Source organism: Streptomyces sp. NPDC015130 (genome assembly GCF_043080005.1).
In the GTDB taxonomy this organism is placed as follows: Bacteria; Actinomycetota; Actinomycetes; order Streptomycetales; family Streptomycetaceae; genus Streptomyces.
The window spans coordinates 366,952-390,785 of record NZ_JBIBVC010000002.1; the positions used below are offsets into that span (position 1 = coordinate 366,952).

The following is a 23,834-nucleotide window of genomic DNA, read 5'->3' on the forward strand; positions in this document are numbered from 1 at the left end:
TCGGGTTCGGCTCCCTCCCGGGACTCGGGCTCCGTCCCAGGGCTCGGGCTCGTGGCCCAGGTCCAGGGCCTCGGGCCCGGGGCCCGGGTTCGGCTCCCTCCCAGGGCTCCGAGCCGGGCCTCGGGGCTCAGGCCGGGTCGGGGGCTCAAGCCCGGGGCTCCGGCCCGGCCCCCGGCCCCGCCTCAGCCGATCGCGGCGACGCGGTCTCGGTAGGTGCGGGCGGCGGCGGCGTCGCGGTAGGGCTCCAGGCGGCGTTCGAAGTCGCGGACGTACTCGACGGCGCGCGCCGAGCGCATCTCGGAGGCCTGCTGGGCGGCCTCCGCGCCCAGGGCGCACGCCTGGTCGAGTTCGCCGAGGGCGAGGCGGGAGGTGGCGAGGACGACCCGGCAGAAGAGCCGGCTGCGGGCGAAGCCGGGTGCGCGCAGCTGGAGGGCGCGCTCGGCGTGCTGGGCGGCAAGCCGGTACTGCTGGAGGTCGCGGTGGCAGTGCCCGAGCTCGTCGGCGAGCTGGGCCTCGTCGAACATCCTGGCCCAGTAGGGCACCTCGTCGCCGGGCCGGGCCGCTTCGAGGGCACGCTCGGCCCGGACCAGGGAGGCGCCGCAGACGCGGGCCTCGCCGAGGACCGCGTGCCCGCGGGCCTCGATCGCGTGCAGCATCGCCTGGACGGCGGGCGGCGCGGCGGGCCCGACGCCCTGCTGGGCGACCCGGGCGAGCTGCACGGCCTCCCGCCCGTGGCCGAGGTAGACGGCCTGGCAGCTCATGGTGAGGAGCACGTACGAGCCGTAGGCCCGGTCGCCGGCGGCCTGGGCGAGGCGCAGCGCCTGGACGAAGTAGCGCTGGGCCAGGCCGTGGGCGGCGATGTCGTACGAGGTCCAGCCAGCGAGCCGGGTGAGGTCGGCGGCGGCGGCGAAGAGGCGGCGGCCGACGGACTCGCCGTAGGTGCCGCGCAGCATCGGCTCGGCCTCGTGCTCCAGGTAGCGGACGAGGGCCTGGCGCGCGTGGCCGCCTCCGTAGGCGTGGTCGAGGGTGCGGAAGAGCTCGCCGACGGAGCGGAGGGCGGCGATGTCGCCGCTGGAGACCCGCTGGCCGGGACCGCGGTCGGTGCCGCGCTGCCGGGGCACGGAGAAGCGGCCCTGCGCGGGGACGCGCGGGTCGTGCTGGGCCACCCGGGGGTCGTTCGGCACCCGGGGCTCGTGGGGCGAGCGCGGTTCGTGGGAGGGGTACGCGGCCCGCGGGTCGTGCGGGGCGCGCGTGTCGTGCCGTGCGTGGGGGTCGCCCGGCGTCCCGGCGTGTGTGCGGGTGGCGGGCGGGCCGGGGGTGGGCTCGCCGCGGGCGACCCGGTCGTCGGCGCGGCCGATGAGCCAGTCGCGGCTGGGCACGACGAGCCCCGCCGGGGTGAAGGCGATCTTGCGGAGTTCGGCGTGACTGCCGGAGTCCTTGCGCCAGAGCCCGCTGACGATGTCGACGGCCTCCTCGGGGGTCGCCGCGAACTCCAGGCCCGCGTAGACCGGCGCGCAGGCGTCGAGGCCGAGGTCCTGCGCGGAGAGCCGGCGGCCGAGGCGCCGGGTGAAGACCTCGGCAATGAGGGCGGGGGTGGTGCCGCGCGGCTGCTGGCCGCGGAGCCAGCGGGTCACGGAGGTCTTGTCGTACCGCAGGTCGAGGCCGTGCTCCAGACCGAGCTGGTCCACCCGTCTGGCGAGGCCCGCATGGGAGAACCCGGCTTCGGCGATGAGCGCGGCGAGCTGGCGGTTCGGGATGCGCTGCGGTGGTCGTTCCGTCATCAGCTGTGCGGTCTCCTGCCTTCCGGGCCCAGGTGCAGCCCGTTCGGACCCTCATGGAACGGCGTGAATTTAGCGGCCTCCGCGGCCCGTACCGCCACCTTCGCCCCACATTCATCCGATCGTGTGAGGATTGACGGCATCGCTGACGTAGCTGTCGCCGTCCTGGTGACGGAGGGGGCACCCCCGCACCGCCCGTAGGGAGCGTCCCCGGCACCGCCCGCGCCGGCCGTCCCCGGCACCCCCGTACAGGTGTGCGTGGTGTCGCCGTACAGTGGCATGGGCGCGAATGACGCATGGTGCCGAGCCGGCCCGGGATGATCCCCGGTCCCCGGCTCCCGGCACCCAGGAGGAGGCATGGCCGTGAGTGAGCTGCGATTCGTCCACCTTGGCTTCGGCGCGGAAGCCGTCGAGTACCAGGTGGCCTGGGACAAGCAGCGCGAGGTGCACGCCGCGCGGTTCGCCGACGAGACCCCCGACACCTGTCTGCTCCTGGAGCACCCGCCGGTCTACACGGCCGGCCGGCGCACCGCGGAGAGCGAGCGCCCGCTGGACGGGACGCCGGTCGTCGACGTGGACCGCGGCGGCAAGATCACCTGGCACGGCCCCGGCCAGCTCGTCGGCTACCCGATCATGAAGCTGCCCCGCCCGGTGGACGTCGTCGCACACGTCCGCCGGCTGGAGGAGGCGCTGATCCGGACGGCCGCGGAGTTCGGCGTGGAGACGACCCGGATCGAGGGGCGCAGCGGGGTGTGGGTCCTGGGCGACCCGGTCGAGCAGCGGCCCGCGCTCGGCGGGCTGAGCCTCGACTTCGACCCCCGGCTCACCGACGAGGAGTTCGACCCCCGCCTGAACGGCCCCGAGTACGCGCCGTCCAACGCCGGCCAGCGCCGCGAGGACCGCAAGCTCGCCGCCATCGGCATCCGGGTCGCCAAGGGCGTCACCATGCACGGCTTCTCGTTCAACGTGAACCCGGACAACACCTGGTTCGACCGGATCATCCCCTGCGGCATCCGTGACGCGGGCGTCGCCTCGCTCGCGAACGAGCTGGGCCGGGACGTCACCATCGAGGAGGTGCTGCCGGTGGTGGAGCGCCATCTGCGGGAGGTCCTGGAGCAGGCGGAGCTGAAGCCGCGCGAGATCGACCGTCCGGCGGAGCCGGCCTCCGTCTGAGGCACGGCCTCCGCTCGGGCACGGCCTCCGCACCGGGGGCACGGCCTGAGGAATGCGGGGCTCTGGCCATGGGTTGGCCAGAGGTAAGGCATGGGAAGCAACGGGCGTACCCTGGTGTGCGCCGAAGAATCGAAGCTACAGGAGCCGATGTGTCCGCAGTCGCACCCGACGGACGCAAGATGCTGCGCCTGGAGGTCCGGAACGCCCAGACCCCCATCGAGCGCAAGCCCGAGTGGATCAAGACCCGCGCGAAGATGGGTCCCGAGTACACGAAGATGCAGGGCCTCGTGAAGAGCGAGGGCCTCCACACGGTCTGCCAGGAGGCGGGCTGTCCCAACATCTTCGAGTGCTGGGAGGACCGCGAGGCGACCTTCCTCATCGGCGGCGACCAGTGCACCCGGCGCTGCGACTTCTGCCAGATCGACACGGGCAAGCCCGAGGCGCTGGACCGGGACGAGCCGCGCCGCGTGGGCGAGTCCGTCGTCACGATGGACCTGAACTACGCCACGATCACGGGCGTCGCGCGCGACGACCTGGAGGACGGCGGCGCCTGGCTGTACGCGGAGACCGTGCGCCAGATCCACCAGCAGACGGCGGAGCGCGCCGACGGCCGCACGAAGGTCGAGCTGCTGGCCCCCGACTTCAACGCGGTTCCGGAGCTCCTGAAGGAGGTCTTCGACTCGCGCCCCGAGGTCTTCGCGCACAACGTCGAGACCGTCCCGCGGATCTTCAAGCGGATCCGTCCGGGCTTCCGCTACGAGCGCTCGCTCGACGTCATCACCCAGGCCCGCGACTACGGTCTGGTCACGAAGTCGAACCTGATCCTCGGCATGGGCGAGACCCGCGAGGAGGTCAGCGAGGCGCTCCGGCAGCTGCACGACGCCGGCTGCGAGCTCATCACGATCACGCAGTACCTGCGCCCCTCGGTCCGGCACCACCCCGTCGAGCGCTGGGTGAAGCCGCAGGAGTTCGTGGAGCTGAAGGACGAGGCCGACCAGATCGGCTTCTCCGGTGTGATGTCGGGTCCGCTGGTCCGGTCCTCGTACCGCGCGGGCCGCCTCTTCCAGCAGGCGATCGAGAAGCGCGGCGCGGTCGACAACGCCACGCAGGCGGTCTGACCCGCCACGGCTCCGCCCGGGGCCTCCCGCACGGGAGGCCCGTGTGAATCCGAGCACAAGCAGTTACCGGTCAGTAATGGCCGGATCGGACGCGGCCCGTACGCCCCCGCAGCTCAGCGGGGACGTACGGGCCGCGTCCGCGTTCCCCGGCGCGGCAAACGGCCGCATCAACGTTTCATCAGTGTTTGACCACCGGGTCACGCCCTGGTAACACCGTTCTGTGAGCCTGGATTCACTCACCGCCACCACCACCCCGCTCACACCCCCCGCCTCGTCTCATCCGCAATCGAGGGAGGACCCCGACATGCCGGCCGCATCGACGCACGTCCGCGTCACCGCGATCCCGTCCGTCACCGACGCCCTGAGGGCCGTGGAGGCCCTGCTCCTCGGCGCCGGGCAGCGCACCGCCAGGCGCAACGCCTGGACCTCCGTCCTGGAGGACCGCCGCCACGCCAGGGACCGGGTCGAGGCCCAGCATGTGATGGAGGCCGCGTCGGGCCACGCCTCGCGGGCCACGTAAACTTCAGGACATGGCGAGGAAGGCAAACACGGGCAGCGCTGACGCTGCGAACCAGGGGCGGCTCAAGCAGATCGCCCTCACGTACAAGATGACCCGGAAGGCCGACCCGAAGGTCGGACTTGTCGTCGCAGGCGTGGGCATCGTCGTACTCGGTGTCCTCCTCGCGATCGGCTTCCTCATCGGTCATCCCATCTACCTGGGCATCCTGGGCTTCGTCCTGGCGCTCCTGGCGGCGGCCATCGTCTTCGGACGGCGTGCCGAGCGCGCTGCCTTCGGGCAGATGGAGGGCCAGCCGGGCGCGGCCGCGGCGGTGCTGCAGAACGTCGGGCGCGGCTGGACCACGACCCCCGCGGTCGCGATGAACCGCAGCCAGGACGTCGTGCACCGCGCGGTCGGCCGGGCGGGCATCGTGCTGGTGGCGGAGGGCAACCCGAACCGGGTGAAGACCCTGCTGGCGGCCGAGAAGAAGCGGATGAGCCGCGTCGTCGTGGACGTGCCGGTGCACGACCTCATCGTCGGCAACGACGAGGGTCAGGTGCCGCTGAAGAAGCTGCGTACGACCATGCTCAAGCTGCCCCGCGTGCTCACCGGCCCGCAGGTCACCGCGGCCAACGACCGGCTGCGCGCGATGGGCGACCTGATGAGCAACATGCCGCTGCCGAAGGGCCCGATGCCCAAGGGCATGAAGATGCCGCGCGGCGGGAAGATGCGCTGAGCGGAACGACGCGCTGACGCGCCCGACCGAACACCAAGAGAAGGGCCCCGGACCACACGGTCCGGGGCCCTTCTCGCTGTCGGCGGTCGGCCGGGTCCTGTCGGCGGTCGGCCGGGGCGGACGGGTCGGCCGGGTCAGATGCGGACCTGGACGGCGCCGGAGAGGCGGTCGTGGAGGCCGCGTCCGTCGCGGTCCCAGATGAGGGCCGGGACGGCGAGGCAGACGAGCACGGAGCGGACGGCCGCGCGCCAGAGGCTCAGCCTGCCGCCGCGCGCCGAGACGACCACCAGGCCGAAGAGGCGCTTGCCGGGCGTCGAGCCGATGGTGCCGACGGTCAGCACGCTCAGGACGAGCAGGAGGCCGAGCGCCCAGTTGCTGGTCGCCTGGCTGTAGCTGTCGGTGATCAAGCCGTATGCGATCAACAGGCACAGGCCCCAGTCGACGGCGAGGGCGCCGAGCCGGCGGCCCGGACGGGCGATCGAGCCGGGCCCCTCCTCGGGCAGTCCCAGCTGCTGACCCCGGTAACCGAAGTCCACGCCTGCTTGCTCCGCCGCGGCACGGGGGCCGGAGAGCCACGATCCGAGTGCTTGCCTGTTGTCCACCCGACCACGGTACTGCGCCCGTTTTCGATCACTTCCGTCCGGGTCGGCGTAGTCACGCCGGAGCGCGCCGCACACCCGCTCCGGTTAACTTCGACGAAACAAATGGGTCATGCTTGAGAAATCCCGTCTGCCTATGGTCGGGTCCAGCGTGTGCCACCGCACTGGCCGCACGACCGAGCTGCAACCCCGCCCCTCCCCGGGCCGGGAGTAGGAGGAGTTGGATGTCCGAGAAGCACGGGTTCCAGAACGCCGACGAGGTCAAGAAGTTCATCAAGGACAACGACGTCAAGATGGTCGACGTCCGGTTCTGCGACCTTCCGGGCGTGATGCAGCACTTCACGATCCCGGCGACGGCCTTCGACCCGGCGGATGAGCTCGCCTTCGACGGCTCGTCGATCCGCGGCTTCCAGGCGATCCACGAGTCCGACATGGCGCTCCGCGCCGACCTGTCGACGGCCCGCGTGGACCCCTTCCGCCGTGACAAGACCCTGAACATCAACTTCTTCATCCACGACCCGATCACGGGCGAGGCCTACAGCCGCGACCCGCGGAACATCGCGAAGAAGGCCGAGGCGTACCTCGCCTCCACCGGCATCGCCGACACCGCCTACTTCGGCCCCGAGGCGGAGTTCTACGTCTTCGACTCGGTGCGCTTCGAGACCTCGGCGAACCAGGGCTTCTACCACATCGACTCCGAGGCCGGCGCCTGGAACACCGGTGCGGAGGAGAACAACCGCGGCTACAAGGTCCGCTACAAGGGCGGCTACTTCCCGGCCCCGCCGGTCGACCACTTCGCCGACCTGCGCTCCGAGATGTCCCTGGAGCTGGAGAACGTCGGCCTCCAGGTCGAGCGTCAGCACCACGAGGTCGGCACCGCCGGCCAGGCCGAGATCAACTACAAGTTCAACACGCTGCTCGCCTCGGCCGACGACCTGATGCTGTTCAAGTACATCATCAAGAACGTCGCCTGGCGGAACGGCAAGACCGCGACCTTCATGCCGAAGCCGATCTTCGGCGACAACGGCTCGGGCATGCACGTCCACCAGTCGCTGTGGGCCAACGGCGACCCGCTGTTCTACGACGAGACGGGCTACGCGGGCCTCTCGGACACCGCCCGCTACTACATCGGCGGCATCCTCAAGCACGCCCCGTCGCTGCTCGCCTTCACCAACCCGACGGTGAACTCGTACCACCGCCTGGTCCCGGGCTTCGAGGCCCCGGTCAACATGGTGTACTCGCAGCGCAACCGCTCCGCCGCCATGCGCATCCCGATCACGGGCTCGAACCCGAAGGCCAAGCGCGTCGAGTTCCGCGCGCCGGACCCGTCCTCGAACCCGTACCTCGCCTTCTCGGCGCTGCTCCTCGCGGGCCTCGACGGCATCAAGAACAAGATCGAGCCGGCGGAGCCGATCGACAAGGACCTGTACGAGCTCGCTCCCGAGGAGCACGCGAACGTCCAGCAGGTCCCGACCAACCTGGAGGCCGTGCTCCGCGCCCTCGAGGACGACAACGAGTACCTCCAGGCCGGTGGCGTCTTCACCTCCGACCTGATCGAGACCTGGATCGACTACAAGCGCACCCACGAGATCGCGCCGATCCAGCTGCGCCCGCACCCGCACGAGTTCGAGCTCTACTTCGACCTCTAGGCCGCACCGCGCGAGACCGCGCGAGCGAGGTGTCACGAGGCCCGTCGTCCCCTTTCGAGGGGGCGGCGGGCCTCGCCGCTTTCCGGCCAGGATTCCGGCCAAGATCACGAAAAGGCGAACAGCTGACGAACTATGTCATGTACCTATGAGTAGCCTGTTCACGCTCCGCGACCGGCCGATAGCGTGTCGTCGTCGCTGCCGCCACACCCGGAGCACGGGGCTCCGCTGGGACTAGCTGGCGCGATGAGGACTCCCTACGTGACTCAGGCGGCTTTCGCCCCTGCCGAGACGCTCCGACTCCAGCCGTACACCGATCACTGCCGCGTCATCGCCGACGAAGGCGCGCACGTGGTCATCGGCGTCTCTCCGGGAAACAGTTATTTCACCGCCCAGCGACTGCGCGAGCTGACGCGCTGGGGCTTGGACCACTTCGATCAGGTCGATCTCGTCTACACCGATCTGCATGTCGCCGACATGTACGAGTCGCTGGGGTACGGGGCCGACGAGGCACGGCGGAAGGCCGTGAAGAACCTGCGGGGGGTGCGGGCGAAGGTCGGAGCGGCCGCGGCCGAGGCCGATCCCACCGGGGTGCGGGTACGGGCCCGCGGGATGTCCGAGTTCACGGACGTCCCGGCCTACCGCGAGCTGCACCGCACGGTGCTCGACGCCGTGGCGGCGGACCCGATGGTACGGGAGACCTGCGACGCCCTGACCGGGATCTTCCTCGCCGGGAAGCTGGCGCCGGGACAGCGCACCGACGAGCGGCAGCGGGAGGTGTGCCGGGCCTACATCTGCGCCGAGGTGCCGCTCTTCCTGGACACGCCCGCGATCCTCGGGGTGCCGTCCTCGCTCAACTGCTACCACCAGGCACTGCCGCTGGCCGATCTGCTGTACGGGCGCGGGTCCGGGCTCAGGGCCTCGCGCAACCAGGGCCACGGCATCCTCACGCCGGCCGACGCCCCCGCCCCCGACCTCGGCGGAACCACCAGCACCACCAGCACCACTGGCCTCACCAGCACCACCGACCCCATCGGAACCACCGACCGAGGAGCCGCGCGATGAGCGTCGCCGTCGAGACCCTGCCGGCCTTCCCCTTCGACTGGGACGGGACCCGGCTGCCCGCCGAGATCGAGGCGCTGCGCGCCGAGCCGGTCCGGAAGGTCCGCACGATCGCCGGGGCCGAGGCCTGGCTGGTCTCCTCGTACGAGCTGTGCAAGCACGTCCTGGAGGACCCGCGGTTCAGCCTGAAGGACACCTCGGCGCCGGGAGTGCCGCGCCAGTACGCGCTGACGATCCCGCCGCACGTGGTGAACAACATGGGCAACATCACCGGCGCCGGGCTGCGCAAGGCCGTCATGAAGGCGATCAACCCGAAGGCGCCCGGGCTGGAGGAGTGGCTGCGGGCGCGGGCCGGGGCCCTGGTGGACGCGATGGTCGCCGAGGGGGCGCCCGGAGACCTGCGGAGCGCCTACGCCGACCCGTACTCGTCGGGGCTGCACTGCCGGATGCTGGGCATCCCTGAGGAGGACGGGCCGCGGCTGCTGCGCAGTCTGGACGTGGCCTTCATGAACGCGCCGCACGAGATCGAGGCGGCCCGGCTCCACTGGGACCGGGACATCGCCTACATGACCGAGCGCCTCGACGACCCGGCGACGGGCGGACTCATGGCGGAGCTCGCGGCGCTGCGCGAGGACCCCGAGTACGCGCATCTGACGGACGAGATGCTGGCCACGGTGGGCGTCACGCTGTTCGGGGCCGGGGTGATCTCCACCGCCGGGTTCCTGGCGATGGCGCTCGTGTCGGTGCTGACCCGGCCGGACGTGCGGGAGGCGCTGACCGCCGGCGGCCCGGGCTCGGTCGCCGGGGCGATGGACGAACTGCTGCGGGTGAACCTGTCGATCGGCGACGGGCTGCCGCGGCTGGTGCTGGAGGACACGCGGCTCGGCGAGGTCGACGTGCGGGCCGGTGAACTGGTCCTGGTGCTGGTGGAGGCCGCGAACCACGATCCGGAGCGCTTCCCCGACCCGCTGGTCTTCCGGCCGGACCGGGAGAACGCCGCCGACCACCTCTCCTTCGGCGGCGGGCGGCACTACTGCCCGGCCACGGCGCTCGGCAAGCGGCACGCCGAGATCGCCCTGGAGACGCTCCTCGACCGGCTGCCGGAACTGCGGCTCGCGGTGCCGGTCGAACAGCTGGTGTGGCGCACCAACTTCATGAAGCGGCTCCCCGAGCGGCTGCCGGCGGCCTGGTAGCGGAGGGGATCCGACGGCGCCGCCCTGCCCGGCCGGGCGGGGCGGCGCCCCCGGCGGTGTCAGCGGCCGTAGCGGATCAGGGCGCGGACCATGCGGCAGGTGGTGTCGGACGGCGGGTGGATGCCGATCTCGGCGGCGGTCGTGCGTATCGTCGCGTTCGTGGCCTTCGACGGGACGTAGACGCCGGCGTCGAGGAGGGCGATCGCGAGACGCATGGCCTTCAGACGGCGGTTGTGCGTCACGTACCACTCGCGCGGGCGGCCCGCGGGGAGCGGCTTCCTCTGGAGCGGCTTCCAGGGTTCGAGGGACGGCGTCCGGATCACGGCCAGAGCCATGGGCTACCTCCTGGCGAGCGGTGGGGTGCGGGCCCTCCCCGGGACCCTCACCTTCACCCCCTATTTTAGGGGCCCCCACTGACAATCGCCCCTGGCCAGGCAGGGTTTGGGGGGTGGTGGAGGGCGCTCTGGGGGGTACCGTGTGCGGCATGGAGATCTGGATCAATCCCGCCTGTTCCAAGTGCCGCAGCGCCCTCACCCTCCTCGACGCGGAGGGCGCCGACTACACCGTCCGGCGCTACCTGGAGGACGTGCCCTCGCCGGAGGAGATCCGGCAGGTCCTCGACCGGCTCGGGCTCGAACCGTGGGACATCACGCGGACCCAGGAGGCCGTCGCCAAGGAGCTCGGGGTGAAGGAGTGGCCCCGCGACGAGGCGAACCGGGACCGGTGGATCGAGGCGCTCGCCGGACACCCCAAGCTGATCCAGCGGCCGATCATCACGGCGGAGGACGGCACGGCCGTCGTGGCCCGGTCGGAGGAGGCCGTGCGGGACGCCCTGTCCCGCTGAGTCGTCCGAGTGAAGGGGAGCCGGGAGGACAGTGCGGTGAGCGGGACGGTGGACGGGGGGCCCGGCGGGCCCGGGGTCGATCTGCACCTGGAGCTCGGGACGGGCGGCAGCCGGCGGGCCGTGCTCGCCGAGGCCCTGCGCGAGGCCGTCCGCGGCGGGCGGCTGGCGCCCGGGACCCTGCTGCCGCCCTACCGGTCGCTCGCGGCCGACCTCGGGATCGCCCGGAACACCGTCGCCGACGCCTACGCCGAGCTGGTCGCCGAGGGCTGGCTGACCGCCCGCCAGGGCTCCGGGACCCGGGTGGCCGAGCGCGTCCTCGCCCCGGCCCCGGGACCGGCCAGGCCGGCCGCGCCGGCGGCCCTCCCGTACGACCTCGTCCAGGGCAAGCCGGACCCCGGTGCCTTCCCGCGCGCGGCCTGGCTGGCGGCCGCCCGTAAGGCGCTGACCGCCGCGCCCCACGAGGCCTTCGGCATCGGCGACCCGCGCGGCCGGGTCGAACTGCGCCGGGCGCTCGCCTCCTACCTCGCCCGGGTCAGGGGCGTACGGACCGCCCCGGACCGGATCGTGGTCTGCTCCGGCACCGCGCACGCGCTGCGGCTCCTCGCGCGGGTGCCCCTGGCGACGCACGCCCGCGAGAAGCCCGCCCGTCAGACGGCCGCCCGCAAGGCACCGCCCCGCCCCTGGGCCGTCGAGGCCTACGGACTCCCCTACCACCAGGGGCTGCTGGGCGAGGCGGGCATCCACACGCTGCCGCTGGCCGTCGACGAGGACGGGGCGCGGATCGCGGAGATCCCCCCGGAGGCGGGCACCGTCCTGCTCACCCCCGCCCATCAGTTCCCCACCGGCGGGCCGCTCCACCCCGAGCGCCGGGCCGGCGTCCTGGAGTGGGCGCGGCGCTCCGGCGGGCTCGTCGTGGAGGACGACTACGACGGCGAGTTCCGCTATGACCGGCGGCCGGTGGGTGCCGTGCAGAGCCTCGACCCCGACCGGACCGTCCTCCTCGGCTCCGTGAGCAAGAGCCTCTCCCCCGCGCTGCGGATCGGCTGGATGTGCCTGCCGGAGGCCCTCGTGGACGGGGTCCTGGAGGCGAAGGGCGTGCGCGAGCCGCACACCTCGGCGACGGACCAGCTCACGCTCGCGGAGTTCGTCGGCTCCGGCGCGTACGACCGGCACGTCCGGCGGATGCGCCAGCACCACCGCGTGCGGCGCGACCGGCTGGTGTCGGTGCTCGCGGAGCGCGTGCCGGGCGTGCGGGTGACGGGTCTCGCCGCCGGGCTGCACGCGCTCGTGGAACTGCCCCCGGGCACGGAGCGGTCGGCGGTCGCCGCCGCGGCCCGGCACGGGGTCGCCGTGGAGGGCCTCGCCGGCTACCGGCATCCGGAGGCGCTGGGCCCGGCTCTTCCCGACGGCCTCGTCGTCGGCTACGCGACCCCGCCGGACCGGCTGTACCCGGCGGCGCTGGACGCGCTGTGTCAGGCGCTGGGCGCCGTGGTCTGAGCGGCGAGCCGCTCCGCCTCCGTCAGGATCTCGGTCAGCCGCAGCCCGAAGCGGGCGTCGCAGGCGTGCGGCTCGCCGGTGCGGGCGGCCGTCAGCAGGGCGTCCACGGCCGCGCCGAAGGCCTCCGCCCCGCCTCCCCAGCGGGGCAGTTCGGCCCGGCCCGCGGTGCCGTACAGGGAGAGCGTCACCTCCGCCGCCTCCGGTGGGGCGCTCAGCGTCAGCGTGGCCGTGCTGCTCGCGCCCGAGCCGTGGCGCAGGACGAGGTGGCGGGTGTCCGCCGGGCCCGCCGCCGCCGTGATCGCGGTGACGTCGCCGAGGACGGGCAGGTAGACCGAGAGGACGTGCGGGCCGACGTCCCACAGGCCGCCCTTCTCCCGCCGCCACGGGGATTCCGCGTACACGCTGGTGGAGCCCGGCCCGTAGAGCGAGCCCAGCCAGTGCGCCTCGCCGAGGAACCAGCCGCCCGTGGCCCGCAGTTCCTCGATCCAGCGGGCCGTGGCCTCGGCGAAGCGGAGCGTGCAGAACACCACCGAGGCGACGCCGGCCTCTTCGGCGGCCTCGGCGACCTCCCGGGCCCCCGCGACCTTCGTGGCGACCGGCTTGTCGAGCAGGAGGTGGCAGCCGGCCCGCGCCGCCCGGACCGCCAAGGGGGCCTGGACGTCCGGCGGGAGCGCGAAGGCCACGGCGTCGCTGGCCGCGAAGAGGGCGTCCACGTCCTCGTACGCGCGGGTGCCGGACGCGGCGGCGAGCTCCTCCGCCGCCTCCGTGCGTCTGCCCCACACGCCGCTGAACTCGACGCCGGGGTGCCCGGCGAGCGCGGGCGCGTGCGTGCGGCCGGCCCAGGGGCCGGTGCCGAGGAGTCCGATGCGGGGCTTCGCGCCCAGGTGCTTCGCCATGCCCCCAGTCTGCCGGGTGCCACCGACAACGAGGCCGCCGGGCCGGGACCGTGGAGGCACGGTGCCGGGGGCCGTGGAGGCACGGGGTCGGGGACCGCCGAAACACGGTGCCGGGGACCGCCGAAACACGGGCCGGGGACCGCCGAAACACGGGCCGGGGACCGGCAAAGCACGGGCCGGGACCGTGGAAACCGGTGGCGGGCCTCCCCCCGTCCGGTGTTAGCGTCGAAGCGCCGGCCGCGGGACTTCGGTGCGACTTCCGGAACTTGTCTCTGAAGCAATGTCTTCGCTGTTCGCGCCCCCATTCCCCGGCCGGCGCCCGTCAGAAGGGGAGAGCCTTGTCCGAGCTCGTCGCCGCCGAGGACGTGCTCCTCTTCGTCAACGCCGCCGTGACCGCCACCGGCCAGCGGGAGTTCCGCTCGACCGCCGCCGCACAGCACTTCTCGCTGCGTTTCGTCCACGAGTACGTACGGGTCAACTACCGCCCGGTGTACGCGGCCGCGCTCGCCCTCGACATCAACCACCACAACGCCGCACTCATCGTCGAGGGGCTGCTGCGCACCCCCCACGAGGCGGGCGGGCCCGAGGAGAAGCGGGCCGAGGGCCGGCTCATCGCCGCGCGGCTCGCGCTGCTGCCGCCGCAGCGGGTCTACCGGCTGTTCCGCGCGCTGCGCGCCGCCGGGGTCAACAACCGCCGCACGCGCGCGATCGTGCGCGCGTGGCTCGCCGCCCGGCCCGATCCGGCGCTGGACGCGGTGAAGTACCGGCCCGGTCTGAAGGCCGCCCTCCGGCACGTGCACGGCCGGACCGCGGACCCCGAGACCGGCGACTTCCTCTTCGCGCCGGGCCGCCGCGTCCGGTACGGGAACGCCACCCTCGACGCGTACCGCCGCGCGCACCACGAGCAGGGTGCGTTGTACGAGCTGCCGTTCACGGTCGCCGAGGGTTTCGCCGCCCGGCACAAGGTGCCGCGCGCGGTGTTCCTGGAGCGGATCGCGCCCCGGATGACGCGACTCGAACAGCTCAGGACGGAGCGGGCCGCCGATCTGACCGTCATGCCGCTCACCCGGCTCGCGCTGTACGTCCTCTCGCTTCCGTTCGGGGAGCGGGTGGAGCGGCGGGCCGAGCTGACGTACGCGCTGCGCGCCGCCGCCCGGCGCGCGGCGGGGCCGCACGCCGGGAGCTGGGGGCGGGTCGCCGCGGTGCTCGACGACAGCTTCTCCTCGTCCGGTTCGGCGGTGAAGCGGCGCCGTCCGCTGGCCGTCGCGCTGGGCTGCCACTTCCTCCTGGAGGCGCTCGCGGCGCCGGGGGCGTACACCCCGCTGTGGACCTCGGGCGGCTCCGACCCGCTGCTCGTCCGGCCGTACGGGCCGACGCCGCTGGGCCTGCGGATCCTGGACGCCCTGGAGACCGGCCCCGACCGGGTCGTGATCGTCTCGGACGGCTGGGACAACGCGCCGCCGGGGCTCGCCGGGGAGGTCCTGCGGGTGTGGCGCACGCGGCTCGACGCCGGGCGCCGGACGAGCGTCGTGCACCTCAACCCCGTATACGACGCCGTGGGCTTCGACGTGCGGCGGCTGGCGCCGAGCGTGCCGACGGCCGGGATCCGGGACGCGGAGGACCTGGCGGCCCTGGTGGAGATCGCGCAGTTCGCGGAGGGGCGGACGGGCTTCGCCGAGCTGGGGGCGTATCTGGACCGCCGGGTGGAGCTGTTCCTGAAGGAGGCCGGGGAGTGACACGGATCGATCTGACGGGGCTCCACGTCCGGCCGGCGCAGGTGTGGGGCGGGGTGCGGCTGGTGCCGCTGGTGCGGGACGAGCCGGTGGCCGGGCTGCGGCTGCGCCGGGAGCTGTACGCGGGCTCGGGGCTCGCCACCGTGGACCTCGGCGACCGGACGACGTACACGTCGTACGTCCCGCACGGCTTCGTCGCCGACTGGACGGGGGCGGGCGCGGGCGCGGAGCAGGGCGTCGAGTCCGCCGCCTACGGGACCGTGCTCGGCGGCGAGGGCGCGCCTCCGTGCGTGCCCGTGCGCCGCGTGCACCGGCTGGCCAAGCGGCGGCAGGGCGAGCGGCGGCTGCGCTTCCTGCCCCTCCACCTCGCCCTCGACGGCTATCTCTCGCTGCACTTCGGCGGCCCGTCCGTGGTCTGGGACGACTGGTCGAGGAAGGCCCTCGCGCAGGGTCTGTCGCCGCGCGCGGAGGCGGCGTACGCGAGCCGGTCGGTGCCCGGGCTCGGGGAGGCGCTGCGGATCTTCGAGCTCCACCCGGGCCAGTGCGGGCTGCTCCTGTACGTGGCCGACGCCCTGGCCGCGGCCTTCGTCGTCCCGCACCCGGAGGACTACCGCCTGCTGCACCCGACGCTCGTGGAGGACCTGTACGGCGAGCTGGTCCACCAGTACGCGTACTACGGGGCGCCGGTGCCGGAGTTCGCGGCGCGGATCCGAGACGGCTCCGGCGGCATCCGTACCCTCGCGGACCTGCGGCGGCGGCGCGCCGGGAGGAGCGGGCCTGGGCGGAGGCGCACAACGGGCTGATGGCGCGGGATCTGCTGGAATCCTCGTACGCCTTCGAGCGGGTGTACCGGATGGGCGATTTCGACCTGTTCCGGTTCCTTCCGCCGTTCCTGCGGGACGGGCGGGAGCAGCACATCGGCGAGCTGATCACCGATCACAAGGGGCGGGCCGCCTATCTGAAGACCTTCCGGCTCTCCGAGAGGCAGATCCGGAAGGGGTACCTGCTGCGGCGGCTCGCGGACAGCGACTGGCACATGGAGCGGACGGCGAGGGCACTGGGCACCTCGTACCCGGAGGTCGTGCGGCGGATCGAGGCGGCGGGGCTCGGCGGGCTCCTCGACGCGCAGGTCGTCGCACGGCGCACACGGGCAAAGAGGAAGGCCGAGTAACACGGGGTTCACAAACGGGCAACCACCGGGAAATCCCGTGTTGCGAAGCTGCGACCGGACACCGAACAACACACCGCAGCTCTCGCAGCGCCGCGAGCCGCCGCGCACCCGCAGCAGCACGCCCAAAGGATGAGACCCGTGACCTTCAAGGCTGAGTACATCTGGATCGACGGCACCGAGCCGACCGCGAAGCTTCGCTCCAAGACGAAGATCATCGTGAACGGTGGCGCCGCGCTCGACGAGCTGCCGATCTGGGGCTTCGACGGTTCCAGCACGAACCAGGCCAAGGGCCACGCCTCGGACCGCGTCCTCAAGCCGGTCTTCGTCTGCCCGGACCCGATCCGCGGCGGCGACGACATCCTGGTGCTGTGCGAGGTCCTCAACACGGACATGACGCCGCACGAGTCCAACACGCGTGCCGCGCTCGCCGAGGTCGCCGGCCGGTACGCCGCGCAGGAGCCGATCTTCGGCATCGAGCAGGAGTACACCTTCTTCGACGGCGAGCGTCCGCTCGGCTTCCCGGTCGGCGGCTTCCCGGCCCCGCAGGGCGGCTACTACTGCGGTGTCGGCGCCGACGAGATCTTCGGCCGTGACATCGTCGAGGCGCACCTGGAGAACTGCCTCTCCGCCGGTCTGGGCATCTCCGGCATCAACGCCGAGGTCATGCCGGGCCAGTGGGAGTTCCAGGTCGGCCCGCTGGCGCCGCTGGAGGTCTCGGACCAGCTGTGGGTCGCCCGCTGGCTGCTCTACCGCACGGCCGAGGACTTCAAGGTCTCCGCGACGCTGGACCCGAAGCCGGTGAAGGGCGACTGGAACGGCGCGGGCGCGCACACCAACTTCTCCACCAAGGCGATGCGCGAGCGCTACGACGCGATCATCACCGCCGCCGAGTCCCTCGGCGAGGGCTCGAAGCCGCTCGACCACGTCAAGAACTACGGCGCCGGCATCGACGACCGCCTGACGGGTCTGCACGAGACCGCTCCGTGGGACAAGTACTCCTACGGCGTCTCGGACCGCGGCGCCTCGGTCCGCATCCCGTGGCAGGTCGAGCAGGACCAGAAGGGCTACATCGAGGACCGTCGCCCGAACGCGAACGTGGACCCGTACGTGGTGACCCGCCTGCTGGTGGACACCTGCTGCGAGGCCCTGGAGAAGGCCGGCCAGGTCTGATCCACTGATCGAACTGATCGATCCGTATGCACTCCGGAAGGGGCGCCCACCGTTTCGCACGGTGAGCGCCTCTTTCGTCATCGAGAAGGCCGCGCAGGAACGATTTCCGAACATTCGCTCCGCTCGTCACACGATCCGCTGAGGCGGAAGGATCCTTCACCCGTCCGGAATCGCGACCGATAGCGTCAGCTCCGTGAAGCTGGTGGTGCGGGTGAAACTGCTACCGACGCCCGAGGAGGCGGTGGCGCTCGAAGCGACCCTGCGCGCCTGCAACGAGGCGGCGAGCTGGCTCCGACCTGGCTTTCGAGAGCGGACGCACCTCGCGGGCCGCGCTGCAAGCCCTGGCGTATACGAAGCTGAAGGCGCGGGGGCTGTCGGCACAGCCCGCGCTGCATGTGCTGCGAAAGGTCGCCGACGCGTACGCCGCGCTGCGGGCGAATCTGAAGGCCGGGAACCTCGGCAGACGTGATTCGAAGCGGTACTGCGGGGCGGCCGGTAAGCCGGTCGTGTTCCGGCCGGATGCGGCGCAGCCGTTCGACGACCGGTGCCTGTCCTGGCAGTTGGATGAGCGCACCGTTTCGATCTGGACGACGTCCGGGCGAATGAAGGGCCTCGCCTTCACCGGTCAGGCCGAGCAACTGGCGATGCTGACTGCGTACCGCAAGGGCGAGTCCGATCTATTGCGCAAGGGCGGGGCGTGGTACCTGGTCGCGACGTGCGAGATCCCCGAGGCTGCCCTGAATACCGCACCCGACGGGTTCGTGGGGGTGGATCTGGGGATCGTGAACATCGCCACGACCTCAACCGGGACTCGGCACAGCGGCCGTCGCCTCAATCGGCGCCGGGAGGCGGACCGGCGGCTGCGGGCGAAGTTACAGGTGAAAGGCACGAAGTCCGCTAAGCGGCGAGCGAAGCGGCATGCGGGCCGGGAGGCCCGCCGGGCCCGGGACATCAACCATAAGATCAGTAAGCGCATCGTGGCGGAGGCTCAACGCACCGGTCGCGGGATCGCCCTGGAGGACTTGGGCGGCATTCGCGAGCGGGTACGGCTCAGGAAGCCCCAACGCGTCACGCTGCACTCCTGGTCCTTCCGGCAACTCGGCACGTTCATCGCCTACAAGGCTCAGCGGGCCGGAGTGCCGGTGGTATACGTCGACCCCGCCTACACCAGCCAGGAATGCTCCAGGTGTCATCACGTCGACCGACACAACCGGCCTTCCCAGGCCGTGTTCGCATGCCAGGCCTGCGGCTTCGTTGAGCACGCGGACCTGAATTCGTCCCACAACATCGCCGCCCGCGGCTGGTGGACGTGGGTTCGCGGGGCCGAGTCACGGACCCCTGTTCTCACGCTCACCGCGTAGAGGGCTGGACGCAGCCGGGCGCCGTCGAAGCCATCGACGAACCGAGCCGCAAACCCGGGGACCGAATTGATTCCCGAGTAGTAGACTAGGGATATGGCCACAACGAAGAACGAGACCGCGACGGGTCGTGACGACCTGGAGCCGTTCTGGCCGTCCCGGCAGCACGACGACTTCGACCGGGTCTGTTGCCGCGCGAGGAACGCGTCGGCCCTCTAAAGCCCCGATCGGTACGGTCCGATCCCCGGCCTTCGGCCGACGCGCACGACGAATGACGCACGACACCTGTCCGTTCGTTCCTCCGCGCGAAAGAGCTGCCTCCCATGGCCCCCATCCAGACCGCTCCCCTCCCCGCCACCGCCGTCCGTCCCGGCCGGCACCGGCTCCGAGCCGTCGATCCGAACGAGGTCGCCGGTCTCGCCCCGCTCTCCTCGCACGCCTCGCTCTCCCAGCTGTCCCAGGTGGCGGACCTCCTGCCGCCCGGCGCCACCCTGCTGCCCGCGCCGCAGCACGCGCTGCCGACGCTGCCGGGGCGGCCGCCGATGGTCGGGTACCTCGTCCTCGTACCGGCCGAACAGCAGCCGCAGCTTCCCGTGGCCGCCCCCGTCCCCGCCCCGGCCGCCTCTCCGGAGGAGCAGGGTCCGGTGGCCATCGACGGGGTCCGGCGGATCGCCGCCGTCGACGGGGAGGAGCTCGACCTGACGTATCTGGAGTTCGAGCTCCTCGCCCATCTCGTGGCGCACCCCCACCGGGTCCACACCCGCGACCAGTTGGTCACGACGGTGTGGGGGTACGGGCACGTCGGCGACGGTCGTACGGTCGACGTGCACGTGGCCCGGCTGCGCCGGAAGCTGGGCGCCGAGCACCGCCACACGATCCAGACCGTGCGGCGGGTCGGCTACAAGTACACGCCCTGACCCCGAAGCGGGTCAGCTGGTCCGGGCGGACCTCGCCCTCACCTTCGCCACCAGGGCGAGGGTGAGGTCCACGGCCAGGAACAGCAGCAGGCTGAGGCCGAGCAGCGGGACGAACCAGCCGACGAGTGCCGTGACCGCGGCGAGCGGCAGCAGCATCGTCACCGGGGCCTTGCGCCAGGCCCCGCGCGCCACCGGGCGGCCCGGGCGGCGCTGCCACCACATGCGGTAGCCCCAGAGGATCAGCAGGATCAGGGCGAGCGCGAGGGCCGCGAGCGCCAGCTGGTTGAACAGGCCGAGGAACACGCCGGTGTGCGCGTCGATGCCGATGCGGGTCAGCTTGGCGAGCAGCGGGTAGTCGGCGAAGGCGAGGCGGTCGAGGACCGCACCGTCCGCCGGGTTCACCGCCACCGAGTCCAGCTGGAGCGGGAACTGCGTGTCGGTCTCCTTGACCACGTACCCCTTGCCCTCGGCGGGCAGGACGACCGAGACGCGCGGGCTGTCGATGCCGGCCGCGCGGGCCGCCTCGACCGCCTTGTCGATGCCGATGTCCGGGCCCTGCGGGGTGGTGGTGCCCTGCTGGTGGCCGGCGCCGTGGCCCTCGTGCCCGCCGCCCGCGCCGGCGCCTGCCGCGCCTTCGAGGGTCGCGGTCAGGGTGGGGGTCGCGCCGCCGAGGCCGTCCTGGACGACACCGATGTTCTCGCCCGCGTACCGCGACCAGGTCAGGCCCGTCGCGGAGAGCAGGACGAGTCCGGTCACGGCCCAGAGGCCGACCGAGCCGTGCCAGGAGAGCGTGCGGCGGCGGGACTTCGGGCCGCCCTCGGGGACGAACAGCGCGCGGCGGTTCTTCCTGCGGCGGCCGAGCCAGAGCAGCAGACCGCCGAGGGCTATCACCCACAGCCAGCTGGCGGCCAGCTCGCTGTAGTTGCGGCCGAGTTCACCGAGGTGCAGATCGGCGTGGAGCCCGTCGATCCAGGTCCGCAGCGGGAGGGCGCCGGAGCTGCCGAAACTGGGCAGCTGTCCCCGTACCTCGCCGGTGTACGGGTCGACGAAGACGGCGAGCGAGGTGCCCTCGGGGACGTCCGGGTCGGCCATCAGGACCCGGGTGGTGGCCTCCGGTTCGGCGCCGGGCCAGACGGCGGTGACGGTGCCGTTCGGGTTCACCTTGCGGGCGATGTTCACCTGCTGCGAGAGCGGCAGGGCGGTGTCGCCGACGGGGACCTCCAACTCGTGCGCGTAGATCACCTTCTCGGCCTGGAAGGAGAGCGCGTAGAGCAGACCGCTGACGGCGGCCACGAGGAGGAACGGGGCGACGAGGACGCCCGCGTAGAAGTGGAGGCGCAGGACGAGGGGGCGCAGGGCGCTCCACGTGCCGGCCTTGCGGGGGGAGTTCGCCCCGGCGTCGGAGGTGCCGGGGGTGTCCGGGCCGGCGGCTTCCGACGGTGGTGCCTCGGTGGTTTCCGGGCGCGCGGGATCGTCGATGGTCATGACTGTCCGTCCTTGGATTCGACGTGGACAACGGGAGGAGACCCCCGGTGTCAGACGTGTGCTCCGAGGGCCGTGGCGCGGGGTACGGAAAGCCGGGGCGGGCCGCGCCGGGAGACGGTGTGCGCGAGGACGACGGTGTGGGGCCGGTGGGCGTTGCCGCGCGGCCTGCGGACCGGGCCGCGGGGGGCGTCGGGGACGCGGACGCGGGCGGACAGCAGGCGCAGCGGGGTGAACGCGTACGCCAGGGCGGCCTCGGCGAGTGTGAAGAACGCGGCTTCGCCGTGGGCCAGCCAGAGGCCGCAGAGGAGTGCGGCGAGGAGGTGGACGGCGAGCATGCCCGTGCCGGAGCCGGTGGCTCCCATGGAGGCCATCGCGTCCATGGCGTCCATCGGTTCCACGGCGGTCGGGGGCGTCGTGGCGTGTCCGGCCGTCGTGCTGCCCATGGGGTGCCGGTGCACCGGCATCGTGGTGTCGCCGGCGGCGTGTGCCGCCGGGTGCGCGCCCGTCAGCGAGAAGAGGAGGTGCAGCGCGCCCTGGAGGACGAGCATGGCGCCCGCGATCGTCGGCGTGCCCCGCCGGCGTCCGGCCGCCGCCCAGGCGGTGACCGCCGTCGCGGCGAAGGCGCCGAGCAGGCCGAGCGCCGGGAGCCGGTGCGCAGACATGGACGAATGCCCCACGGCGGCCAAGGTCACGCACACCACCGCGAAAAGTGCGGCTCGCAGGGCGCGCAGCGGCGACCGGACATCCGTCATCGCCCGCCATGGTGTCATCCCGCCATCCGGCCGAACAGACCCCCCTCCCGCCTTCCGCAACACCCCGCCACGCGCCGTGGTTTTCCTCCCCCGGCGGAATCCTCCGGGAGCGGAATCCCTGGCCTCGTCCGGCGCCCCGGGGGCACTCTTCGATCATGAAGTTGCTGATTCTCGGTGGTACGGAGTTCGTGGGTCGCGCGGTCGTCGAGGCCGCGCTCGGCCGGGGCTGGGAGGTGACCGTCTTCCACCGGGGCCGTCACGAGCCGCCGTCCGGAGTCCGCTCCCTGCTCGGCGACCGCACGACCGGTCCGGAGGGACTGGCCGCCCTCGCCACCGGCTCCTGGGACGCCGTCGTGGACACCTGGTCGGCCGCGCCCTCGGCGGTCCGGGACGCGGCGCGGCTGCTCGCGGACCGGGCCGGGCGGTACGCGTACGTGTCGAGCCGCTCCGTCTACTCCTGGCCGCCCGCCGCCGGGCTCGGGGAGGACGGTCCGCTGGTGGAGGGTTCGCCGGACGCCGGGGACGTGCCGTACGCCGAGGCCAAGCGGGGCGGCGAGCTGGCCGCGACGGCCGCCTTCGGGGCGGAGCGGACGCTGCACGTCCGCGCCGGCCTGATCATCGGCCCGTACGAGAACGTCGGCCGGCTCCCCTGGTGGCTGGGCCGGGTCGCGCGCGGCGGGACGGTCCTGGCCCCCGGGCCGCGGACGCTGCCCGTCCAGTACGTCGACGCCCGCGACCTCGCCGAGTGGACGCTCGACGCGGTGGCGGCGGGGCTGTCGGGGCCGTACAACCTCGTCTCGCCGCCCGGGCACGCGACCATGGGCGAACTGCTCGACGCCTGCGTGCGGGCGACCGGCTCGGACGCCGAGCTGCGGTGGGCCGAGCCGGAGGCGATCGTCGAGGCCGGCCTCGAACCCTGGTCGGAGCTGCCCGTGTGGGTGCCGCCGGGCGAGATGTACGACGCGATGTACACGGCCGACGTCTCCCGGGCGGTCTCGGCGGGCCTGCGCTGCCGCCCGGTCGAGGAGACGGTCGCGGACACCTGGGCGTGGCTGGAGTCGCTCGGCGGGGTCGCGCCGAGGCGCCCCGACCGGCCGGAGGTCGGGCTCTCCCCCGAGCGGGAGGCGGAGTTCCTCGCGAAGTACGTCTGACCGGGCCTGGTGACGTGCGGCCGACGGGGTCCTGGTGACGTACGACTGACGGGGCCTTGGTGACGTACGGCCGGCGGGATCCGGGGACGTGCAGCCGGCGGGGTCCGGTGGCGTACGGCCGTCGGGATCCGGGGACGTACGCCTGACCGGCCCGGGTGACGAACTGCCACATTTCGGCAGATCCATTACCGTCGACAGGAACGCGGACGAACCGGAGGAGTCGACGCCATGCCCGCCATCCCCGCCGTCTCCGTCGCCAACCTCCGCGACCTCGGGGGCCTGCCCCTCGGGCAGGGGCGCACCGTCCGGCCGGGGCTCGTCCTCCGCTCCGCGCACCTCGACCGGCTCGATCCGGCGGAGCCGGTCGTGGCGGCGCTCGGCATCCGCACGGTCGTCGACCTGCGGACGGAGACCGAGCGCGGGGAACGGCCGGACCGTCTGCCGGCCGGGGCGCGGCTGCTCGTCGCGGACGTCCTCGCCGACCGGCTGGCCGTCAGCGGGCTGCCGCCGGCCGCCCGGCTGAAGGTGCTCCTCTCCGACCCGGCCCTCGCCGAGGAGCACCTCGGCGGGGGCCGGGTGCGGGCCGCTTTCGCCCGCACCTACCGGACGTTCGTGTCCGGCGACGCCGCCCGCCTCGCGTACCGCGCCCTGCTGACCGAGCTGGGCACGCCGGGCGCCGGGCCCCTGCTCTTCCACTGCTCGGCGGGCAAGGACCGGACGGGGTGGGCGGCGACGGTCCTCCTGTCGCTGCTCGGGGCGGACGAGGAGACGGTGCTGGCCGAGTACCTGGCGGTCAATCCGGCGGCACGGCAGGCCTTCGCGCCGATGATCGAGGGGTTCACCGCCCAGGGCGGGGACCCTCAGCTGGCACTCGACCTGATCGGGGTGCTGCCGGAGTACCTGGACGCGGGGCTGGACGAGGTGGCGGTCCGGCACGGTTCGATGGAGAAGTACGTACGGGAGGGGCTCGGCGTTCCGGACGAGGTGACGGCGCTGATCCGCGAGCGGTTGACGCTCGTCGCGGCCTGAGGCCGTGGGAGGAGGCCCCGGGGCGTG

21 protein-coding genes and 2 pseudogenes are annotated in these 23,834 nt (G+C 72.9%); 17 read left to right on the plus strand and 6 right to left on the minus strand.

Annotated elements, in window-relative coordinates:
* Positions 1-182: 182 nt before the first annotated feature.
* Positions 183-1,781, minus strand: a complete 1,599-nt coding sequence (locus ACF08F_RS04970) for a regulator (protein WP_392297075.1) — start codon at positions 1,779-1,781, stop codon at positions 183-185.
* 360 nt (positions 1,782-2,141) lie between these two features.
* On the opposite strand from ACF08F_RS04970, the gene lipB reads away from it, so the two are divergent.
* The 4 genes from lipB to ACF08F_RS04990 all read left to right on the plus strand — a co-directional run bounded on the left by lipB (position 2,142) and on the right by ACF08F_RS04990 (position 5,304).
* Positions 2,142-2,951: a lipoyl(octanoyl) transferase LipB gene (lipB, locus tag ACF08F_RS04975; RefSeq protein ID WP_392297076.1), complete on the plus strand. Its 810-nt coding sequence runs from the start codon at positions 2,142-2,144 to the stop codon at positions 2,949-2,951.
* A gap of 149 nt (positions 2,952-3,100) precedes the next feature.
* A complete protein-coding gene (gene lipA / locus ACF08F_RS04980; RefSeq protein WP_150270992.1) occupies positions 3,101-4,069 on the plus strand; it encodes a lipoyl synthase in 969 nt (322 codons plus the stop codon).
* Between the two features lie 304 nt (positions 4,070-4,373).
* A complete protein-coding gene (locus ACF08F_RS04985) occupies positions 4,374-4,589 on the plus strand; it encodes a hypothetical protein (RefSeq protein WP_392297077.1) in 216 nt (71 codons plus the stop codon).
* A 10-nt stretch (positions 4,590-4,599) separates the two neighbouring features.
* A complete protein-coding gene (locus ACF08F_RS04990) occupies positions 4,600-5,304 on the plus strand; it encodes a DUF4191 domain-containing protein (RefSeq protein ID WP_392297078.1) in 705 nt (234 codons plus the stop codon).
* A 134-nt stretch (positions 5,305-5,438) separates the two neighbouring features.
* Here ACF08F_RS04990 and ACF08F_RS04995 read toward each other — a convergent pair whose 3' ends face one another.
* Positions 5,439-5,906, minus strand: a complete 468-nt coding sequence (locus ACF08F_RS04995) for an RDD family protein (RefSeq protein ID WP_392297079.1) — start codon at positions 5,904-5,906, stop codon at positions 5,439-5,441.
* 221 nt (positions 5,907-6,127) lie between these two features.
* Between ACF08F_RS04995 and glnA the strand changes: the two genes are divergently transcribed.
* The 3 genes from glnA to ACF08F_RS05010 all read left to right on the plus strand — a co-directional run bounded on the left by glnA (position 6,128) and on the right by ACF08F_RS05010 (position 9,804).
* The gene (glnA, locus tag ACF08F_RS05000) at positions 6,128-7,552 is read left to right on the plus strand and encodes a type I glutamate--ammonia ligase (protein ID WP_392297080.1); all 1,425 of its coding nucleotides are present in this window, start codon (positions 6,128-6,130) and stop codon (positions 7,550-7,552) included.
* 258 nt (positions 7,553-7,810) lie between these two features.
* Positions 7,811-8,614 (plus strand): tRNA-dependent cyclodipeptide synthase, encoded by an 804-nt coding sequence (locus ACF08F_RS05005; RefSeq protein ID WP_392297081.1) that lies wholly within the window; start codon positions 7,811-7,813, stop codon positions 8,612-8,614.
* Positions 8,611-9,804, plus strand: coding sequence for a cytochrome P450 (locus tag ACF08F_RS05010; RefSeq protein ID WP_392297082.1), 1,194 nt, complete (start codon positions 8,611-8,613; stop codon positions 9,802-9,804). The genes ACF08F_RS05005 and ACF08F_RS05010 overlap by 4 nt, the downstream gene beginning before the upstream one ends.
* Positions 9,805-9,863: 59 nt before the next feature.
* Here ACF08F_RS05010 and ACF08F_RS05015 read toward each other — a convergent pair whose 3' ends face one another.
* Positions 9,864-10,139: a hypothetical protein gene (locus ACF08F_RS05015; protein ID WP_392297083.1), complete on the minus strand. Its 276-nt coding sequence runs from the start codon at positions 10,137-10,139 to the stop codon at positions 9,864-9,866.
* A 149-nt stretch (positions 10,140-10,288) separates the two neighbouring features.
* On the opposite strand from ACF08F_RS05015, the gene ACF08F_RS05020 reads away from it, so the two are divergent.
* Both ACF08F_RS05020 and ACF08F_RS05025 read left to right on the plus strand, forming a co-directional pair.
* Positions 10,289-10,648, plus strand: a complete 360-nt coding sequence (locus ACF08F_RS05020) for an arsenate reductase family protein (RefSeq protein ID WP_392297084.1) — start codon at positions 10,289-10,291, stop codon at positions 10,646-10,648.
* 36 nt (positions 10,649-10,684) lie between these two features.
* A complete protein-coding gene (locus tag ACF08F_RS05025) occupies positions 10,685-12,145 on the plus strand; it encodes a PLP-dependent aminotransferase family protein (protein WP_392297085.1) in 1,461 nt (486 codons plus the stop codon).
* Here ACF08F_RS05025 and ACF08F_RS05030 read toward each other — a convergent pair.
* Positions 12,121-13,041, minus strand: coding sequence for a Gfo/Idh/MocA family protein (locus tag ACF08F_RS05030; protein ID WP_392297086.1), 921 nt, complete (start codon positions 13,039-13,041; stop codon positions 12,121-12,123). The genes ACF08F_RS05025 and ACF08F_RS05030 overlap by 25 nt on opposite strands.
* 338 nt (positions 13,042-13,379) lie before the next feature.
* Here ACF08F_RS05030 and ACF08F_RS05035 point away from each other — a divergent pair, with 338 nt between their 5' ends.
* From ACF08F_RS05035 to ACF08F_RS05060, 6 genes and pseudogenes are all read left to right on the plus strand, one after another.
* Positions 13,380-14,777, plus strand: coding sequence for a hypothetical protein (locus ACF08F_RS05035; RefSeq protein ID WP_392297087.1), 1,398 nt, complete (start codon positions 13,380-13,382; stop codon positions 14,775-14,777).
* A pseudogene (locus ACF08F_RS05040) lies at positions 14,774-15,945 on the plus strand (hypothetical protein). Before ACF08F_RS05035 ends, ACF08F_RS05040 begins: the two are co-directional and overlap by 4 nt.
* Before the next feature lie 138 nt (positions 15,946-16,083).
* Positions 16,084-17,115: a glutamine synthetase gene (gene glnII, locus ACF08F_RS05045; protein WP_392297088.1), complete on the plus strand. Its 1,032-nt coding sequence runs from the start codon at positions 16,084-16,086 to the stop codon at positions 17,113-17,115.
* A gap of 193 nt (positions 17,116-17,308) precedes the next feature.
* Positions 17,309-18,476 (plus strand): annotated as a pseudogene (locus ACF08F_RS05050) (RNA-guided endonuclease InsQ/TnpB family protein).
* Positions 18,477-18,569: 93 nt separating this feature from the next.
* On the plus strand, positions 18,570-18,692 hold the full coding sequence (locus tag ACF08F_RS05055; RefSeq protein ID WP_099054277.1) for a hypothetical protein: 123 nt from the start codon (positions 18,570-18,572) through the stop codon (positions 18,690-18,692).
* A gap of 104 nt (positions 18,693-18,796) precedes the next feature.
* Positions 18,797-19,390 (plus strand): winged helix-turn-helix domain-containing protein, encoded by a 594-nt coding sequence (locus ACF08F_RS05060; protein ID WP_392297089.1) that lies wholly within the window; start codon positions 18,797-18,799, stop codon positions 19,388-19,390.
* Between the two features lie 12 nt (positions 19,391-19,402).
* Here the strand turns inward: ACF08F_RS05060 and ACF08F_RS05065 are convergent, their stop codons facing one another.
* Together ACF08F_RS05065 and ACF08F_RS05070 are read right to left on the minus strand one after the other, a co-directional pair.
* Positions 19,403-20,875 carry a PepSY-associated TM helix domain-containing protein gene (locus tag ACF08F_RS05065; protein ID WP_392297090.1) on the minus strand — a complete coding sequence of 491 codons (1,473 nt, stop codon included), beginning with the start codon at positions 20,873-20,875 and terminating at the stop codon, positions 19,403-19,405.
* Between the two features lie 50 nt (positions 20,876-20,925).
* On the minus strand, positions 20,926-21,537 hold the full coding sequence (locus ACF08F_RS05070; RefSeq protein WP_392297091.1) for a hypothetical protein: 612 nt from the start codon (positions 21,535-21,537) through the stop codon (positions 20,926-20,928).
* 245 nt (positions 21,538-21,782) lie between these two features.
* Between ACF08F_RS05070 and ACF08F_RS05075 the strand changes: the two genes are divergently transcribed.
* The gene (locus ACF08F_RS05075) at positions 21,783-22,778 is read left to right on the plus strand and encodes an NAD-dependent epimerase/dehydratase family protein (RefSeq protein ID WP_392297092.1); all 996 of its coding nucleotides are present in this window, start codon (positions 21,783-21,785) and stop codon (positions 22,776-22,778) included.
* A gap of 228 nt (positions 22,779-23,006) precedes the next feature.
* Entirely contained in the window at positions 23,007-23,807 is an 801-nt protein-coding gene (locus tag ACF08F_RS05080; RefSeq protein ID WP_392297093.1) for a tyrosine-protein phosphatase, read from the plus strand.
* Positions 23,808-23,834 lie beyond the last annotated feature (27 nt).

Bases quoted from the DNA above. Each gene is read 5' to 3' on its own strand.
- ACF08F_RS05070 (WP_392297091.1), bottom strand. From the start codon at position 21,537: ATGTCTGCGCACCGGCTCCCGGCGCTCGGCCTGCTCGGCGCCTTCGCC.
- ACF08F_RS05015 (WP_392297083.1), bottom strand. From the start codon at position 10,139: ATGGCTCTGGCCGTGATCCGGACGCCGTCCCTCGAACCCTGGAAGCCG.
- ACF08F_RS04985 (WP_392297077.1), top strand. From the start codon at position 4,374: ATGCCGGCCGCATCGACGCACGTCCGCGTCACCGCGATCCCGTCCGTC.
- ACF08F_RS04970 (WP_392297075.1), bottom strand. From the start codon at position 1,781: ATGACGGAACGACCACCGCAGCGCATCCCGAACCGCCAGCTCGCCGCG.
- ACF08F_RS05075 (WP_392297092.1), top strand. From the start codon at position 21,783: ATGAAGTTGCTGATTCTCGGTGGTACGGAGTTCGTGGGTCGCGCGGTC.
- ACF08F_RS05020 (WP_392297084.1), top strand. From the start codon at position 10,289: ATGGAGATCTGGATCAATCCCGCCTGTTCCAAGTGCCGCAGCGCCCTC.
- ACF08F_RS05055 (WP_099054277.1), top strand. From the start codon at position 18,570: ATGGCCACAACGAAGAACGAGACCGCGACGGGTCGTGACGACCTGGAG.
- ACF08F_RS05030 (WP_392297086.1), bottom strand. From the start codon at position 13,041: ATGGCGAAGCACCTGGGCGCGAAGCCCCGCATCGGACTCCTCGGCACC.
- ACF08F_RS05060 (WP_392297089.1), top strand. From the start codon at position 18,797: ATGGCCCCCATCCAGACCGCTCCCCTCCCCGCCACCGCCGTCCGTCCC.
- ACF08F_RS05065 (WP_392297090.1), bottom strand. From the start codon at position 20,875: ATGACCATCGACGATCCCGCGCGCCCGGAAACCACCGAGGCACCACCG.
- ACF08F_RS04990 (WP_392297078.1), top strand. From the start codon at position 4,600: ATGGCGAGGAAGGCAAACACGGGCAGCGCTGACGCTGCGAACCAGGGG.
- glnA (WP_392297080.1), top strand. From the start codon at position 6,128: ATGTCCGAGAAGCACGGGTTCCAGAACGCCGACGAGGTCAAGAAGTTC.
- ACF08F_RS05010 (WP_392297082.1), top strand. From the start codon at position 8,611: ATGAGCGTCGCCGTCGAGACCCTGCCGGCCTTCCCCTTCGACTGGGAC.
- ACF08F_RS05080 (WP_392297093.1), top strand. From the start codon at position 23,007: ATGCCCGCCATCCCCGCCGTCTCCGTCGCCAACCTCCGCGACCTCGGG.